General features: G+C 60.1%; 9 protein-coding genes and 1 CRISPR repeat array. Of the genes, 2 read left to right on the top strand and 7 right to left on the bottom strand.

The window, feature by feature from the left end:
* Positions 1-227 precede the first annotated feature (227 nt).
* Both LHU53_RS10775 and LHU53_RS10770 read left to right on the top strand, forming a co-directional pair.
* On the top strand, positions 228-2231 hold the full coding sequence (locus LHU53_RS10775) for an ATP-binding protein (RefSeq protein WP_227332658.1): 2004 nt from the start codon (positions 228-230) through the stop codon (positions 2229-2231).
* Positions 2228-3421: a YbfB/YjiJ family MFS transporter gene (locus tag LHU53_RS10770; protein WP_227332657.1), complete on the top strand. Its 1194-nt coding sequence runs from the start codon at positions 2228-2230 to the stop codon at positions 3419-3421. The genes LHU53_RS10775 and LHU53_RS10770 overlap by 4 nt, the downstream gene beginning before the upstream one ends.
* A 98-nt stretch (positions 3422-3519) precedes the next feature.
* Positions 3520-9698: a CRISPR direct-repeat array (repeat unit 37 nt; unit sequence GTTTCAATCCACGCCCGCCATTGCTGGCGGGCGAACC).
* Positions 9699-9923: 225 nt separating this feature from the next.
* Here LHU53_RS10770 and cas2 read toward each other — a convergent pair.
* Genes cas2 through cas5c form a run of 7 tightly spaced genes read right to left on the bottom strand, consistent with a single transcriptional unit; the run spans position 9924 to position 16271 of the window.
* Positions 9924-10214, bottom strand: coding sequence for a CRISPR-associated endonuclease Cas2 (cas2, locus tag LHU53_RS10765; protein ID WP_227332656.1), 291 nt, complete (start codon positions 10212-10214; stop codon positions 9924-9926).
* A gap of 9 nt (positions 10215-10223) precedes the next feature.
* Positions 10224-11252, bottom strand: coding sequence for a type I-C CRISPR-associated endonuclease Cas1c (gene cas1c / locus LHU53_RS10760; protein ID WP_227332655.1), 1029 nt, complete (start codon positions 11250-11252; stop codon positions 10224-10226).
* 22 nt (positions 11253-11274) lie between these two features.
* On the bottom strand, positions 11275-11913 hold the full coding sequence (cas4, locus tag LHU53_RS10755) for a CRISPR-associated protein Cas4 (RefSeq protein WP_227332654.1): 639 nt from the start codon (positions 11911-11913) through the stop codon (positions 11275-11277).
* A gap of 26 nt (positions 11914-11939) precedes the next feature.
* The gene (locus LHU53_RS10750) at positions 11940-12782 is read right to left on the bottom strand and encodes a BRO family protein (RefSeq protein ID WP_227332653.1); all 843 of its coding nucleotides are present in this window, start codon (positions 12780-12782) and stop codon (positions 11940-11942) included.
* 11 nt (positions 12783-12793) lie between these two features.
* Positions 12794-13753, bottom strand: a complete 960-nt coding sequence (gene cas7c, locus LHU53_RS10745) for a type I-C CRISPR-associated protein Cas7/Csd2 (RefSeq protein WP_227332652.1) — start codon at positions 13751-13753, stop codon at positions 12794-12796.
* Positions 13750-15621, bottom strand: a complete 1872-nt coding sequence (gene cas8c, locus LHU53_RS10740) for a type I-C CRISPR-associated protein Cas8c/Csd1 (RefSeq protein ID WP_227332651.1) — start codon at positions 15619-15621, stop codon at positions 13750-13752. The genes cas7c and cas8c overlap by 4 nt, the downstream gene beginning before the upstream one ends.
* Complete coding sequence (gene cas5c / locus LHU53_RS10735; protein ID WP_227332650.1) at positions 15618-16271, bottom strand: type I-C CRISPR-associated protein Cas5c; 654 nt, start codon at positions 16269-16271, stop codon at positions 15618-15620. The genes cas8c and cas5c overlap by 4 nt, the downstream gene beginning before the upstream one ends.
* Positions 16272-16274: the final 3 nt, after the last annotated feature.

The following is a 16274-nucleotide window of genomic DNA, read 5'->3' as shown; positions in this document are numbered from 1 at the left end:
CTCCAAAAAGCGTGGGTCCCGGCAGGCTGGCCGGATATGGCAGGTAGTTTAGAAACCGATGAATGCAAACAGATTCAACTGGATTGTTGGTTATGTTCAATTAATTTGACTTGAACGGCAGCCTGCGCCCCGTTTCACTGGCTGATGGCGACATTGCGGTGAATAATGTGCCTCTTTATCCGACCAGGATCCTGTGCCGATGTCCGTAGATGCAATGGAGTGCCCGTATGTTTGACGACCGTGCGCTGCCTGACGCCGCCGAGCTGGCCACAAGCCGGGATCGGCTGGCGCTTTTTGAGGCCGTGTTTGAAGAGATTCCCGATGTCATCGTGCTGAAAGACGCCCAGGGCGACTTCCTGCTGTGCAACCAGACGCTGGCCCGGCTGTACAACACCACGCCCGAGGCCATGGTGGGCAAACACGACGGTGATTTTGGGGTGCCCAAGGCACTGGCCGACGGCTACCGGGCCAATGTGCTGGGCATCATGGCCCGCGGCGAGACCGAGGTGGTGTTTGAAGACAGCCGCAACGCACTCACCGGTGAGATCCGGCACTTCAAGTCGATCAAGCGGCCGTTCAAGGACGCCCGCGGTCGCAACCAGATTCTGGTGATTGCGCACGACATCACCGATGTGGTGCGGGCCCAGCAGCAGGTGGCCCAAAGCGAGCAGCGCCTGCAAGAGGTGATGGCCGCCACACAAGAAGGCATCTGGGACTGGCATGTGGCCAGTGGCCGCGTGGTGCATAACCAGCGCTGGTACCGCATTCTGGGTTTTGAAGACGGCGAGATCACCGGCCACGTGGACGCGTTCTCCAAGCGCATTCACCCCGACGACAGGGCGATGGTGTGGCAGCGGCTGCGCCAGTTGCTGGATGGCCAGGGCGAGTTTTACAGCTCCGAGCACCGCATGGTGTGCAAGGACGGCTCGGAAATCTGGGTGCTGGACCGTGGCCGGGTGGCCGAGCGCAACGCCCAGGGCGAGCCGGTGCGGGTAGTGGGTGCCTACGTGGACATCAGCGAGCGCAAACGCCATGAGGTGGAGCTGAAAATCGCGCTCGACCTGGCGCAAGCCGCCACCCGCACCAAGAGCGATTTTCTGGCCACCATGAGCCATGAGCTGCGCACACCGCTCAACGGCATTCTGGGCATGGCGCAGCTGCTGCTGATGCCCGACCTCTCGCCAGCCGACCTGCGCAGCCACGCCAACACCATCCTGAGCTCGGGCCAGACGCTACTGAGCCAGCTCAACGACGTGCTGGACCTGTCCAAGGTCGAGGCGGGCAAGGTCGATCTGGTCAGCAGCCCGTTCAACCCGCGGCAACTGCTGGGCGCCACCGCCGCCGTGTTCGAGCAGCTGGCCCGAAGCAAAGGCCTGGACCTGCAGATCAGCAGCGCCAGCCTGCCGCACGACACCTACGTGGGCGACACCTACCGCCTGCAGCAAATGCTGGGCAACTATGTCAGCAACGCCATCAAATTCACCCATCGCGGCCATGTGAGGGTCGACGTGGCCCACCTCACCGACCCCCAAGGCGTGGTCTGGCTGGAGTTTGCGGTACACGACAGCGGCATCGGCATTGCACCTGACAAACAGACCCTGTTGTTCAAGCCGTTTACCCAGGCAGACAGCTCCACCACGCGCCAGTTTGGCGGCACCGGTCTGGGCTTGTCGATTGTGGCGAAACTGGCCGAGCTGATGGGCGGCCACACCGGGCTGCAGAGCCAGCCGGGGCAAGGCGCGCGGTTCTGGTTTCGCGTGCCAGCGCATCTGCCACCAGCAGACGTCACCGCCGACTCGCCCCAGCCGAAGGTTGCCGCACGCGCTGCCGGTCAAAACGGGGCGCTGCAGGGGCGCGTGCTGGTGGCTGAAGACCACCCGGTCAACCGCGTGGTGATCCAGGCCCTGCTGCAACGCCTGGCGATGCAGGCCGAGTTTGTCGACAACGGCCACGCCGCGTTTGAAGCGGTCAGGCAAGGCCCGCGCTTTGATGTGATCCTGATGGACATCCAGATGCCGGTGATGGACGGCCAGCAGGCCACCCGCTGCATCCGCCAGTGGGAAAGCGACACGGGCGCAGCCCCCACCACCATCATTGCCCTGACCGCCGGCGCCTTTGCCGAGGACCGCCAGCGCTGCCTGGAGGCCGGCATGGACGACTTCCTGACCAAGCCGATTGACCTGCCCAACCTGAACCGTGCGCTGACGCGCTGGTTAAAAGGCGCCGGTTGACCCGCCAGCTGGCGCGCCTGCGGGTGCTGGGCGCGGGCATTTTCAGCCTGGTGCTGGTGCTGGGGGTGGCGCGCTTCTCTTACACCCCACTGCTGCCGCTGATGCAGCAGCAAGCCGGGTTGGGCGTGGCGGCTGCAGGCTGGCTGGCCGCCATCAACTACGCGGGTTACCTGAGCGGCGCGCTTCTGGCCTCACAAATCAGCGATCTGGTGCTCAAAGACAAGCTGTACCGCATCGGCATGGTGCTGGCGGTGCTGAGCACGGTGGTGATGGGGCTGAGCACCAACGTGGTGGTGTGGGCGCTGTCACGGTATGTGGCCGGGCTGAGCAGCGCCGCGGGCATGCTGCTGGGCACCGGCCTGATTCTGAACTGGCTCATCCGCCACCAGCACCGCAGCGAGCTGGGCATCCACTTCTCGGGCATCGGGCTGGGCATTGCGGGCTGCTCGGCAGCGGTGATGCTGATGCACCCGGCGCTGGACTGGCGTGAGCAATGGTGGGCTTTTGCCGCCCTGGGCTGCCTGCTGCTGGTGCCCGCGCTGGCCTGGCTGCCGCGCCCCGACACCAGCGGGCTGACCACCAGCGGCCACAAGATGGTGGACAACCCGCCAAGCCAGCTGTACCTGCGCGTCTTCATGGCAGCCTACTTTTGCGCCGGCTTTGGCTATGTGGTGAGCGCCACCTTCATTGTGGCCATCGTCAACCAGCTGCCGGGGCTGGCGGGCCAGGGCAACCTGGTGTTTCTGACGATTGGCCTGGGTGCCGCCCCGGCCTGCATCAACTGGGACCTGATCGCCCGGCGCACCGGCGACCTGAATGCCCTGATCCTGGCGGCGGTGCTGCAAATTGTCGGCATCCTGCTGCCGGTACTGGTGGGCGGGCTGATCCCGACGCTGTGTGGCGCGCTGCTGTTTGGCGGCACCTTCATCGGCATGGTCAGCCTGGTGCTGAGCATGGCCGGGCGCTATTACCCCACAAAACCGGCCAAGATGATGGGCAAGATGACGCTGAGCTACGGCGTGGCGCAGATCATCGGCCCGGCCATCACCGGCCTGGTGGCCGCCAGATTGGGCAGCTACAACGCCGGACTGTACTTTGCCGCCGGCGTGATGGCGCTGGGGACGGGGTTGCTGCTGGGGTTGAAGGTGGTGGAGCGGCGGGATGCTCAGGCAAGGCGGCTGGGCACCTGAAGCACTGGCTGGATGCGAGCTCAACCGCAGGTTCGTATCCAGCGTCTGAGGCACACCCTGCAAGATGCGCTTGACATCAGGGCATAGAGGGTTGAATTGTTTCAATCGGTGTCTGCCATTACTGGCGAAAGAAACTTGATCGCCCGGTCCAAAAGCAGTATGTCCTTGTCGTTTAAATCCACGCCCGCCATTGCTGGCGGACGAACCCCAGCGAAATAACACATCGCGGCGACGTACCAGATGTTTCAATCCACGCCCGCTATTGCTGGCGGACGAACCAGAGGCGGGAAGGTCACTCCCTTGAGCCACAGCAGTTTCAATCCACGCCCGCCATTGCTGGCGGACGAACCGCCTTGCCCGGTGCGTAGGGCCTCGAAGCTGACGCGTTTCAATCCACGCCCGCCATTGCTGGCGGACGAACCCACCGATGGCAACGGCACCACTGGCGGGCATATTGTTTCAATCCACGCCCGCCATTGCTGGCGGACGAACCACTGATGGCTCGGTGGGCACGCGCATGGTTCTGAAGTTTCAATCCACGCCCGCCATTGCTGGCGGACGAACCCGAGAAGCTGACCGAGTACATCAAAGACCTGTACGTTTCAATCCACGCCCGCCATTGCTGGCGGGCGAACCCTTTCAGTCACGACCCGGAACAGTTGGCGCTGTTGGGGTTTCAATCCACGCCCGCCATTGCTGGCGGGCGAACCGATGCGGACTGGATCACCTTTATGCGCCAACTCGGGTTTCAATCCACGCCCGCCATTGCTGGCGGGCGAACCAGCCGAAATGTCCCCTTTTTGATCCCCGAAGGTGGGTTTCAATCCACGCCCGCCATTGCTGGCGGGCGAACCCAGATTGGCAGGTGCCGTTCAGCATCGCTGTATTGGTTTCAATCCACGCCCGCCATTGCTGGCGGGCGAACCACCACCCACACGGGCGTCATCGCGCCCACGGTGTTGTTTCAATCCACGCCCGCCATTGCTGGCGGGCGAACCTTCGGGGTGCCACCTCCAGCGTCTGGCCCGTCAATGTTTCAATCCACGCCCGCCATTGCTGGCGGGCGAACCTTGGTGCCAGCACGCCGCGCCATCCAGTCAAAGGGTTTCAATCCACGCCCGCCATTGCTGGCGGGCGAACCCACGCAAAACGTTACGAACAACACCACTAAAACGGTTTCAATCCACGCCCGCCATTGCTGGCGGGCGAACCGGCGCGGCGCGATGGCGCGGGCCAGCACGGCATAGTTTCAATCCACGCCCGCCATTGCTGGCGGGCGAACCCCGTTGCGCCGTGTTATACATATTGGACTGAGCCGTTTCAATCCACGCCCGCCATTGCTGGCGGGCGAACCTTGGTTGCGCCGACCTTGGAAACCAGGGGGACCGGGTTTCAATCCACGCCCGCCATTGCTGGCGGGCGAACCAGGCTTGTCCGGCACCCTGACGTAACAGGCCCGAGAGTTTCAATCCACGCCCGCCATTGCTGGCGGGCGAACCAATCACCACGGCGCCGCTCCCGGGCTATGCGGTTGTTTCAATCCACGCCCGCCATTGCTGGCGGGCGAACCGCCGCGCCACCCGGCGCCGCCAGCGGCGCGAAGAGGTTTCAATCCACGCCCGCCATTGCTGGCGGGCGAACCCTTTGCGCAGGAACTTGTCGACGCTCAGGTGGGGGTTTCAATCCACGCCCGCCATTGCTGGCGGGCGAACCTGCTGTAGTTTTGGACCGTCAGCCGCACAAATCCGTTTCAATCCACGCCCGCCATTGCTGGCGGGCGAACCCAAGCTCTTTGCACCACCCTTCTGCTGATGGTTGGTTTCAATCCACGCCCGCCATTGCTGGCGGGCGAACCGCCGACAACAACGCGGGCGAATCCTGCGGTTTTGTTTCAATCCACGCCCGCCATTGCTGGCGGGCGAACCGCCAGATCACCGAGACAGCCCCGGCTTGGTGGGTGGTTTCAATCCACGCCCGCCATTGCTGGCGGGCGAACCCGGCCATCAGGCCATAAGTACGCAGTTTCATATCGTTTCAATCCACGCCCGCCATTGCTGGCGGGCGAACCCCCGCGTCCTGGCTGAGCCTGCTGCCTCTCAAGGGGTTTCAATCCACGCCCGCCATTGCTGGCGGGCGAACCCCGGATTTAGCGGCAACGGAATCGACAAACTCCTGTTTCAATCCACGCCCGCCATTGCTGGCGGGCGAACCGAATTTATTAATCAACAAAGCTGCATCAATATACGGTTTCAATCCACGCCCGCCATTGCTGGCGGGCGAACCATCAGCGGAACGCCGTTCGCCTGTACGATTTGTGGTTTCAATCCACGCCCGCCATTGCTGGCGGGCGAACCCGCGCCCTTTTTCCGAGTTTCACTCGAAAGGGCTTGTTTCAATCCACGCCCGCCATTGCTGGCGGGCGAACCCAAGTAAACGCGGCTAAGTTGCCTGATTTTCAAAGTTTCAATCCACGCCCGCCATTGCTGGCGGGCGAACCGGCCACACTCAATGACGTTTTTGCAGGCCACAGTGTTTCAATCCACGCCCGCCATTGCTGGCGGGCGAACCCCCCCAGGTATGGGAACTGCAAGACAGCTACCTGGTTTCAATCCACGCCCGCCATTGCTGGCGGGCGAACCCGTTTTGTGGGTTTGTTACCCATGCTGCCAATTTGTTTCAATCCACGCCCGCCATTGCTGGCGGGCGAACCCACCAAGGTTATACATACGGCACAACACGTAGAGGTTTCAATCCACGCCCGCCATTGCTGGCGGGCGAACCTTCATTGGAGATACCCCCCGATATAGCCCAGGCCGTTTCAATCCACGCCCGCCATTGCTGGCGGGCGAACCATGATCCGTGATTTTTGTTGGACCATCAATAGACGTTTCAATCCACGCCCGCCATTGCTGGCGGGCGAACCGGCTTGCGAGCCACCCGACCAACCAGCTGGCGGAGTTTCAATCCACGCCCGCCATTGCTGGCGGGCGAACCCCCATCAATCGCCCCCTCTCGCACCAAGCAGGATGTTTCAATCCACGCCCGCCATTGCTGGCGGGCGAACCGTTTTGGCTGAAAATGACAGTCGTCAAGATCAATGTTTCAATCCACGCCCGCCATTGCTGGCGGGCGAACCAGCCCTTCACGACCTGCACTGCTACTACCTGGGGGTTTCAATCCACGCCCGCCATTGCTGGCGGGCGAACCGAGAGCGTAGTCGGTCAAGGCTGTTACTCCATCAGTTTCAATCCACGCCCGCCATTGCTGGCGGGCGAACCCCGACAGTCGTCAAGATCAATAAACGTATCGTAAAAGTTTCAATCCACGCCCGCCATTGCTGGCGGGCGAACCCTCAGGCGATTCAGTGGCTGGAGAGCCAACTGAAGTTTCAATCCACGCCCGCCATTGCTGGCGGGCGAACCCACAGTTCTTTTCTCCGGTTTTCCTTTCTACTGGCGTTTCAATCCACGCCCGCCATTGCTGGCGGGCGAACCCTGGCGTGCGCCACTGCTGCGGATCAGTATTAGGCAGTTTCAATCCACGCCCGCCATTGCTGGCGGGCGAACCAGGCCATCACGCCAGCGATGACAGCAAAAACGATGTTTCAATCCACGCCCGCCATTGCTGGCGGGCGAACCTTCGGCGTTGCTCCTGATGCAACTGGCCCGGCAATGTTTCAATCCACGCCCGCCATTGCTGGCGGGCGAACCACCCGAACCTTTACAAACCTTCCCCCCACATCCCGTTTCAATCCACGCCCGCCATTGCTGGCGGGCGAACCACCAAGCCGGGGATTTTGCGTTTCTGCTTGGTGTGTTTCAATCCACGCCCGCCATTGCTGGCGGGCGAACCGCCTGGATCGCAACCGCTGTAGTTCTTTTTCTCAGTTTCAATCCACGCCCGCCATTGCTGGCGGGCGAACCGAGAGCGTAGTCGGTCATGGCCGCTACTCCATCAGTTTCAATCCACGCCCGCCATTGCTGGCGGGCGAACCCCGGCACAGCTGGTAACTGTCCGGGTCGTGACTGTTTCAATCCACGCCCGCCATTGCTGGCGGGCGAACCAAAGCGCAACAGGCCAGAGCATTCACCGAGAGGCTGTTTCAATCCACGCCCGCCATTGCTGGCGGGCGAACCTAAGCAGGACGTCAACGTTGTAGTGCCGGTGCATTGTTTCAATCCACGCCCGCCATTGCTGGCGGGCGAACCTCCCTGATACGTGGGACGTCTCCCTGTTTGAGGTGTTTCAATCCACGCCCGCCATTGCTGGCGGGCGAACCTCAACAGGTTGATCATTTACGACCCCAGGCGCGTGTTTCAATCCACGCCCGCCATTGCTGGCGGGCGAACCACGGCCCGGCAACTTGGCGTTACCGATGAGCTCCAGTTTCAATCCACGCCCGCCATTGCTGGCGGGCGAACCCCGTGACACTGGTTGGCTCGGGCGCCACTGGTATGTTTCAATCCACGCCCGCCATTGCTGGCGGGCGAACCCTCGCGTGCGGGGCTCAAAGCGGATGACGTTTGAGGGTTTCAATCCACGCCCGCCATTGCTGGCGGGCGAACCCGCAAGCGATCTAGACCAGTTTGCATAATCGAGCGTTTCAATCCACGCCCGCCATTGCTGGCGGGCGAACCCTCCAAGCCCATCGAAACACCGACAGCAGTTGCCGTTTCAATCCACGCCCGCCATTGCTGGCGGGCGAACCCGTGTGCCGCACGGTTGAATCCATGGGTCAGCCAGTTTCAATCCACGCCCGCCATTGCTGGCGGGCGAACCCGCGTGCGGGGCTCAAAGCGGATGACGTTTGAGGGTTTCAATCCACGCCCGCCATTGCTGGCGGGCGAACCTCCAGATCGTAATCTTTTTGTTGCTTACGGTGTGTTTCAATCCACGCCCGCCATTGCTGGCGGGCGAACCTTGGCTGCAAAACGCTTGATGATGTGCCAGACGATGTTTCAATCCACGCCCGCCATTGCTGGCGGGCGAACCCCTGATTTGCTGGCGATGGCATCGGTGAGCTCTTGTTTCAATCCACGCCCGCCATTGCTGGCGGGCGAACCTACCTGTTCCATTGGCAACACCATAGCCGCCAAAGGTTTCAATCCACGCCCGCCATTGCTGGCGGGCGAACCGGGGTTTCTGTTTCTATGGCTTCGGTCAAAGACCGGTTTCAATCCACGCCCGCCATTGCTGGCGGGCGAACCCTGCGGGTAGCATGGACCTCGCACAATCCGAATTGTTTCAATCCACGCCCGCCATTGCTGGCGGGCGAACCTACATCACCCCGGATTAACGCCCAGAATTTTGGTCGTTTCAATCCACGCCCGCCATTGCTGGCGGGCGAACCCAGGAGCCGATCAAGAACAGGCCGTTTCTTGATTGTTTCAATCCACGCCCGCCATTGCTGGCGGGCGAACCCCACCACCGTGATAGCTCTTGATGGCGAACGACTGTTTCAATCCACGCCCGCCATTGCTGGCGGGCGAACCTTTTGCTTTTGCAATCAACATTGGTAGATCAATAGTTTCAATCCACGCCCGCCATTGCTGGCGGGCGAACCGCAAACAGTGCGGCCAGTGCGTTACAGATTGATAGTTTCAATCCACGCCCGCCATTGCTGGCGGGCGAACCGACGGCCAACCACCTTTAGACGCCACATCATCAAGTTTCAATCCACGCCCGCCATTGCTGGCGGGCGAACCGGCCGGATGTTTGCGTGAGTCCAATCACCACCAGTAGTTTCAATCCACGCCCGCCATTGCTGGCGGGCGAACCGACATCGGCAAATACCTGACCGGGCGCGCAGAAGTTTCAATCCACGCCCGCCATTGCTGGCGGGCGAACCGCGAACCGCTGCGATCAACGCCGCCATGGGCTACCTGTTTCAATCCACGCCCGCCATTGCTGGCGGGCGAACCCGCCTATGCCGTAGCGGACTTTGGCGTGAAGATGGTTTCAATCCACGCCCGCCATTGCTGGCGGGCGAACCCACGCGCAGCCCGCGACGGCAAGACGCCGACATCGTTTCAATCCACGCCCGCCATTGCTGGCGGGCGAACCTTCCGTTGGTGCCCAAAGTCTCGCGCAGCATGGATGTTTCAATCCACGCCCGCCATTGCTGGCGGGCGAACCAACCATCAACTCAGCCAAGGCCAAGGCGGGTGAGGTTTCAATCCACGCCCGCCATTGCTGGCGGGCGAACCTTCGCAAGGTCTGGGACTGGGTGCTGACCAGCGAGTTTCAATCCACGCCCGCCATTGCTGGCGGGCGAACCTCCGCGCATCCAACGCCTTACTGGTCAACGATTTTTTCGTGCATTTCCGCGGACCTGGCGATGACGACATGTGTCTGCAAAAAATTCAACCTCAAAAAAATCAAAAAACCATTCAAAACAAAGAATTGCAAAGGGCGCGAACCTCTGGGTGACAAAGCCATCACTTGGGGTTCGCGGAGGTAACCATACCATGGCAAAACTGGCATGGGCCCTGGTGAACGGCGCTTAAAGCACCAGCGGCCCGTCAAAATCCACGGCCTTGAAGGTGCCGTGTTCGATCACCTCAAAACCGCGTGTGCCGGGAATGCGGTACAGCCGCAGGCAGTCCATGCTGGGATCGATTTCGGCCAGCAGCTCGCGCTCCAGGGTTTCAAACCTGGCCACGTCCAGTTGGCACTCAAACACCGACTTTTGCACCCGCTGCCCGGTGCTCTCACACACCCGCGCCACGCGGCGCAAACGGCGGCGGCCGGCCTTGGTTTCGGTGCTCACGTCGTAACAAACCAGTACCAGCATGATGGCCCTTTACTTCGCCACAAAGGGCACATAGGGTGCGCCGTCTTCACGCAGGGCGCGAGCCATCAGCCTGGCTTGCACCAGCGGCACCAAACCCAGCGGCACGGATTGCGCCAGCAGCGGGTGGTTGATTTCGTCCTTTTTGCGCTCCTGAAAGGCCACCACCACGGCCTTGCGAGCATCGGGCTGCAGCGACACGCCACCGCCTTCGCGCAGCACAAAATCGTCCGCACTCAACTGGCCCCGGTTGATGAGGGTCAGGGCCAGCCGGTCGGCCCAGGGGCGGAACTCTTCCATCAAGTCCAGCGCCAAAGCGGCGCGGCCTGGCCGCAAAGCGTGCAAGAAGCCCACCTGCGGGTCCAACCCTGCTGCTTCCAGCGCGCTGCGGCAATCGTTCATCCACATGGCGTACATGAACGACAGCATGGCATTGAAGCGATCTCGCGGTGGGCGGCGGCTGCGGCCATCCATGGCAAAGGCAGCGCGTTGGTCAGGGCGCACCAGCAGGTTCAGGCCGCTGAAGTATTGGCGTGCGGCTTCACCTTCGACGCCACGCAAGCTGTCCAGGTTGGTGACCTCGGGCAAGGCGCGCAGGCTGGCGGCCAGATCATCTGCTAAACGTGTCAAGACCTTGGCCTCATCCTCAGACTTCGCTTCGCGGGCACCGCGCTGCAAGACTTGCCGGGTGTTTTTGATCTTGCCCGCCACACTGGCACGGGCCATGTCGAGCGTGAAGGCAGGGTCGGCTACGCGCTGAAACTGGGCCTGGCGCAGCAACACATTGCCACTGACAGCACCTTCTAGACGCGCTTTGAAACGGCCGTTGTCGTCAAGCAGCACCAGTGCCACGCCACTCTCTGCCAACCGGTGCATGAGTGGGGCCGACAAACCAGTGTGGCCAAAACACACCACCGCGCTCAGGTGGTGCAGCGGCACGCGCAGCCGCGTTTCGCGGTCTACCTCCACACGCAGGGTGTCGTTGTCCAGCCGCAGATAGGTGTCGGGCGTGGTGACGTACAGGGTGTTGAGGAGTTGCATGGGTAAAGGCTTTCAGGCCACGCTATGCGTCAGGGTCAAACAAGGCGGCGCGGGCAGAGAGCAAGCCCGCATGGGTGGCTTGCGGCTGGCAACGCTCTTGCAGCGAACACGCCTTGCAGCGTCTGGCGGCTTGCTCACCGCTCAGGGGTGGTGGCAGCGTGCCGCTGGCCAGCATCTGGCGGATGGCCTGCGCGGTTTGTGCCACGTCAGTCTTCAACTGCACGGTGATCGGCACCACCCGGCGGCGCTTAGAGGTGGCGTAGTACAGCGCACCTTCGTTCACCGGTTTGCCGGTCATGGCTTCCAGGCACAGGGCCTGCGCGGCCAGTTGGATGTCGTCACACGCGGCAATGTCGGCGGCTTTATTGCGGCTGCCGTGTTTGTATTCCACTGGGTAGGGCACACCACCGGCCAAAAACTCCACCACGTCTGACTTGCCGATCAGCCCCAGCGCGTCATGCCACAGCGGCAAGGCGCGCTCCACGCGCACACCCTTGGCGGTTTCCACGCCGGGCTGATCCGCCTTGGCATGCACCGCCTGACCACGCAAGGTGTGCACGTTGTCGTCAAACACCTGCTCCAGATGGATCAGACCGCACTGGCGCGGGCAGTAGTGCCAGTGCTGCAGGGCGGACAAGGGAATGGGTTCTGCCGTTTCCATAAGAGATTTGTGCCTCTAGCCCTTGTCTAATCTTGACCTTTAACTATCTTTTTTGCAGTAACTGGTAAGAAGTTCTCGCCGGACACCACGGACTTACCGGTTTGGCTCTCCAACTGGTGACGTGCTTGGCGGGCAATGCGCCCACCCGCTTTGGCAGCCGTCTTGTTTTCTGCCATGCCAATGGCTTCCACACTCTGCGCGATCTGGCGGGTGGACAGTTCGGCCAGCGCGGTGAAGATCAGCTCCGCCTCGCTCATGTGGTCGCGCAGGTTGTGGCTGGTCAGACCCTTCATGCCTTTGTGCTCGGCCACGCTCAAGCCCGCCCATTCCTGGTGAATGATGTTGGTCAGGATGGCAAATTCGCTGCCCTTTTTGATGTCGTGCGCGCTCCAGTAGTCGGTGAGCTTGTTGCGGGTTTCCTGCCCAGTCATGCGCTGCTGAATCCACTTGTCGCTGCGGCCATGCTGCTGCCAGGTCTGGCGGGCGCGGTCGAGCGACAAGGCCGGGTCGGCCAGCTCTTGCATGCGCTCGTAACCCACCTTGGCCAGCCAGAGTTTGATGGGCTCGGCTTTGGGGCTGGGGACAGATTGCACCAAGCGCAGCAGGGTTTCGGCGGTGGCTACGTCGGTCAGACGCTGCTTGCCATCGGCAGCGGGCATTTTCAACTGGTGACAACTTGTCACCAGTTGACTCCCCTCATTGGCAAGCCGCCGTTTGAGCTGGTTCCAATACTTTCTGGCGGTCAGGTCATCCACTTGCTGCGTGAGCACTTGCACCACGTCAATCACCGAAAACCACCAGGTTTCGGTGTCTTCGTCGTACACGCGGCGGATGGACTGACCGTCGAAGTCGGTGGGCAGGATTTTCATGCTCGCTCCAATCAGCAGCGCCGAGTCAAAGTCACGCCAGGCGCAGGTTGAACGGATTGCCCAACCGCCAGACTCTGACCATCAAACGCCACGGCGTATGCGTCAAAGCTACGGGCCACTTCGCCCTCGGACTTGGGTTCTACCTTGAGGCGGTCAAACAAAGCGTGGGCCGGGGCGTTGCCCAGCTCGCTGTCATGCTTGAACACGTAAAGCCCACGGGTGGACATTTCGCCGCGAGCGGCAGAACGGTCATGCTCGAACATTTGCGCCAGGGCCTGGAACACCAGTTCCAAGTCATCCTCACCAAACCCGGTCTGTTTGGCCAGGAACGACGACACAAAACCGTGGGCCACATACACGCCGTAGGGCACGGTGTGCTTGCGGCCCATGGTGCGCTCTTTCTCCAAATCCTTTTCGTTAGTAACGGCCATCCTGGTAATGGAATGCTCCAGAGCAACGATCGGCTCGACTGATCGTGCAAAAGTCAATTGAACCGGTCCACGAACCTGCCCAGCAGTTTTTTTCAACTTGCTTTCTGCATCCTCATCACCGGTACTCATGACGGCACCGAATGTACGCACGTCGAAAAAGTTGTGACACATCCAATCACGAGCGATGTCTTCGTAATGCCTAGGAGGTTTTTGATTCTTTTTCTTATCCTTTTGCCAAGCCTTCCATGCCTCCATTGCAGATTGCACTTCTGGGCTCTTCTCATAAGCACGCTCAATAAGTTGGTTCAATACCGCCTTCTCTTTAATGAAAATATCAAATCCAGTCTGTTCGCCTTTGACGAGCCCAATAAAGTTACGCACCTTGCGTTTGAGCGACACATCGGTCACCAGTCCATGACCTGACTCCGCGTCCAGACGCGGCATGTTGCCTGCATCGGGGTCACCATTGGGGTTTCCGTCCTTCACATCAAAAATCAGAACGAAGTCGTAGCGGTTGGCGAGTGCTTTATCGGTGCTCATGCTGGGGTTCCTTCCTTGGAGGCAGTTGTGATGATGGAGTCGTCAGGTTTTTTGGTAAAAAAGTCTTGTCGCTGGTGGTAGTAGCCCAGCGCAAAGCGGCCCTGGTCTGGGAGTGGTAGCTGTCTTGGGATATCGGGTAGCTCGCTCAGAATCCCCCCAATCAACTTGTCAAACCACTCCTTTTGTGCCCAAGGTAGCTTCTTTAAATGCGAGGTTTTGAGGTTATCCAGCGTTGGAAAAACTATCCCAGGCGAACTAGCCATCGCACCGTAGTATTTATCTCGAATCGTTGAATTCAACTTTCCACCGCCACCTGCGGAGGTCTCTTGCAATCGTTCTAGGACAGCAAACAGCCGACCTAAAAGGTATCCCGGATTGGTATTTGTGAGATCAAGCATGGGTAGGAACTCCTTTTCATGTAAGTGGTCGGGTGCTGAAAGATTTGTTCTGCGTATTTGTCGATTGAGACAAGCTTTAATCACCGCGGCCCGGGCGTATGGGACGTTTTGAGCTTGCGTTCCCTGCTGCGTTTTCTTCGCTTGCTCTGCGCGGCAGCGACCTACCGCCGCGTTAAGCCACAACGCCGGATACGGAGTGTTTTCACTCTCAAAAATAGCGTCCACAATGGCACCGCCCAAGTTCGGGGGAAGCCGGTCAATGTCGCCAAAGGGTTGACTGCTGGTGGCTAGACAAACCGTTTGAAGCAATCGCTTCAAACTTGGATATTGCGGGTCATACGACCCTCGCGCCAGTTCCAAGTCCTTAATGTGCTGAGCGATGCGCTGGCCCAGCTCGCCCAGGGTTACGCAGTGATAAAAGCGGATGCTGATGCGCGCCGCGTTGGGGGCCAGACCCAAGACATAAAAGCGCGTGTTTTCATCAGACGAACCCCATTTGCCACTGTGCACCGCATTCAGCACGGCCTGTACCGCGCGAGTACTTCGGTCTGGGTCGTCCTTGGGTGGGTCACCAAAAATATCAACGACGGTCGTCTCAAAGTCCGAATCACGCTCAGCCCAAAACACCGTGGACGCATCTCCCACCTGAATGCGTTGGGGCGAGTCCTTGCGCAGCAGGTGGTTTAGCGCAGTGGTGTACGCGAAGACAGCAGGTTTCCCAACTGGAAAAATGAAACCTTGATCCTTACCGTATGAAGAATAGGCTTGCGCTTCCTTTGAATTGGCTGCAGCAAGCGCAGTCGGTTTTGAACAGACTCGGTAGATTTTTGGATGCAATCGTGCAATTTCTGCGAGATCACCAGTAACTAGACACATGGCTGACTTTGGTACAACAAAATCTTCAGCATCTTCATCTGCAGTGGCGCTCGTCGAAACAATGTCTCGTACCCATTTTTCATGAAGGATCGGCTCGATTTCACCCACCAGCCGAAACGTCATGTTCGCGCCTGCGATCCTCACAATTTCGACAGCATCAGGCCTAGCAAAGACTTTCTTGTATTCACCACTCGCATAAAACTTTGATATCGAGGCCAACCCCCTCGACTCTGGATATCTCACCAGCAGTGATTGAATGCGCGCAACGAATGCACCAAGCTGCTTTGCCGCCTTCTCATATGAATCTATTGGGTCAATGTCCCCGTTAGGTTTTCGCTTGGGCTCACCCAAAACAAATCCGTAGTGATCCCAAAGTAGATTGGGCTGTGCCCAAGCATTTTTCCCCGATCGAATCTCCGACTGAGGAACCAAAATTTGACTGCCACGTGGATTGGCTTGATCAGCGCGCGATATCACGCTAACCACTTGACCATCAAGATCAAGAACGATAAAGAACGGTATCGCCTTTAATTCCCATCCAGGTGGTGAAAGTTCCGCACGGCGGTAGTAGTCGGTCAAGGCTTGCAAAATCATCCGCGTGACTCCTCAAATGGGGGAACCTGCACCACACCTTTGTCCAGCTTGGCATTGAAAAAGCGGGGCTGCGGGTCAGAGGGGTGAGCGAAGTCCAGGTCATGCAGCATCCAGCCTAGCTCGCGGGTGTCTCCAATCGGCGTAGCGGGGGGCGTATCAGCGGTGACCAAACGGAAGTCCGCAGCAAACTCACGGCAGCCCAGATACGGCTGGTTCACACACTGGCCTTTGCTGGCCCGGCGGGTGAACATCTCGGTGTATTTCATTAAAGGCTCGGTGCAGCCCGGGGCCAGCGACAAATTGGCATGGATGCGGTAGACCACGTCGCGCAGAAAGTAGCCTGCACGTTGCTGGCGTTCGTCTTCGATGTACAGCCCCAGCGTGCCGCTGCCTGCCGTCATGGCATGCTGCACATTGCGGATGGACACCACGGCGCTGACTTCATTGCGCCGCAAGTTGATCCAGCGGATGGGTTTGAGCACCTCAATGCGATGCACCCGCCATCGGATGGCTGGCTTCCACAACACGGACTCAAACACGGCGCGGGCGGCAGACGGGGTCATCACGTCATAAGAGACGCGCTCCACCTTCATCTCCGGGCGGGTAAAACAGGCAAAAGGGCCTGAGACTTCGAGGCAAAAACTGGGCATGGT

The sequence above is a fragment of the Rhodoferax sp. U2-2l genome (assembly GCF_020594515.1).
Lineage (GTDB): Bacteria > Pseudomonadota > Gammaproteobacteria > Burkholderiales > Burkholderiaceae_C > Rhodoferax.
This window is presented reverse-complemented; position numbering and strand designations above follow the sequence as displayed.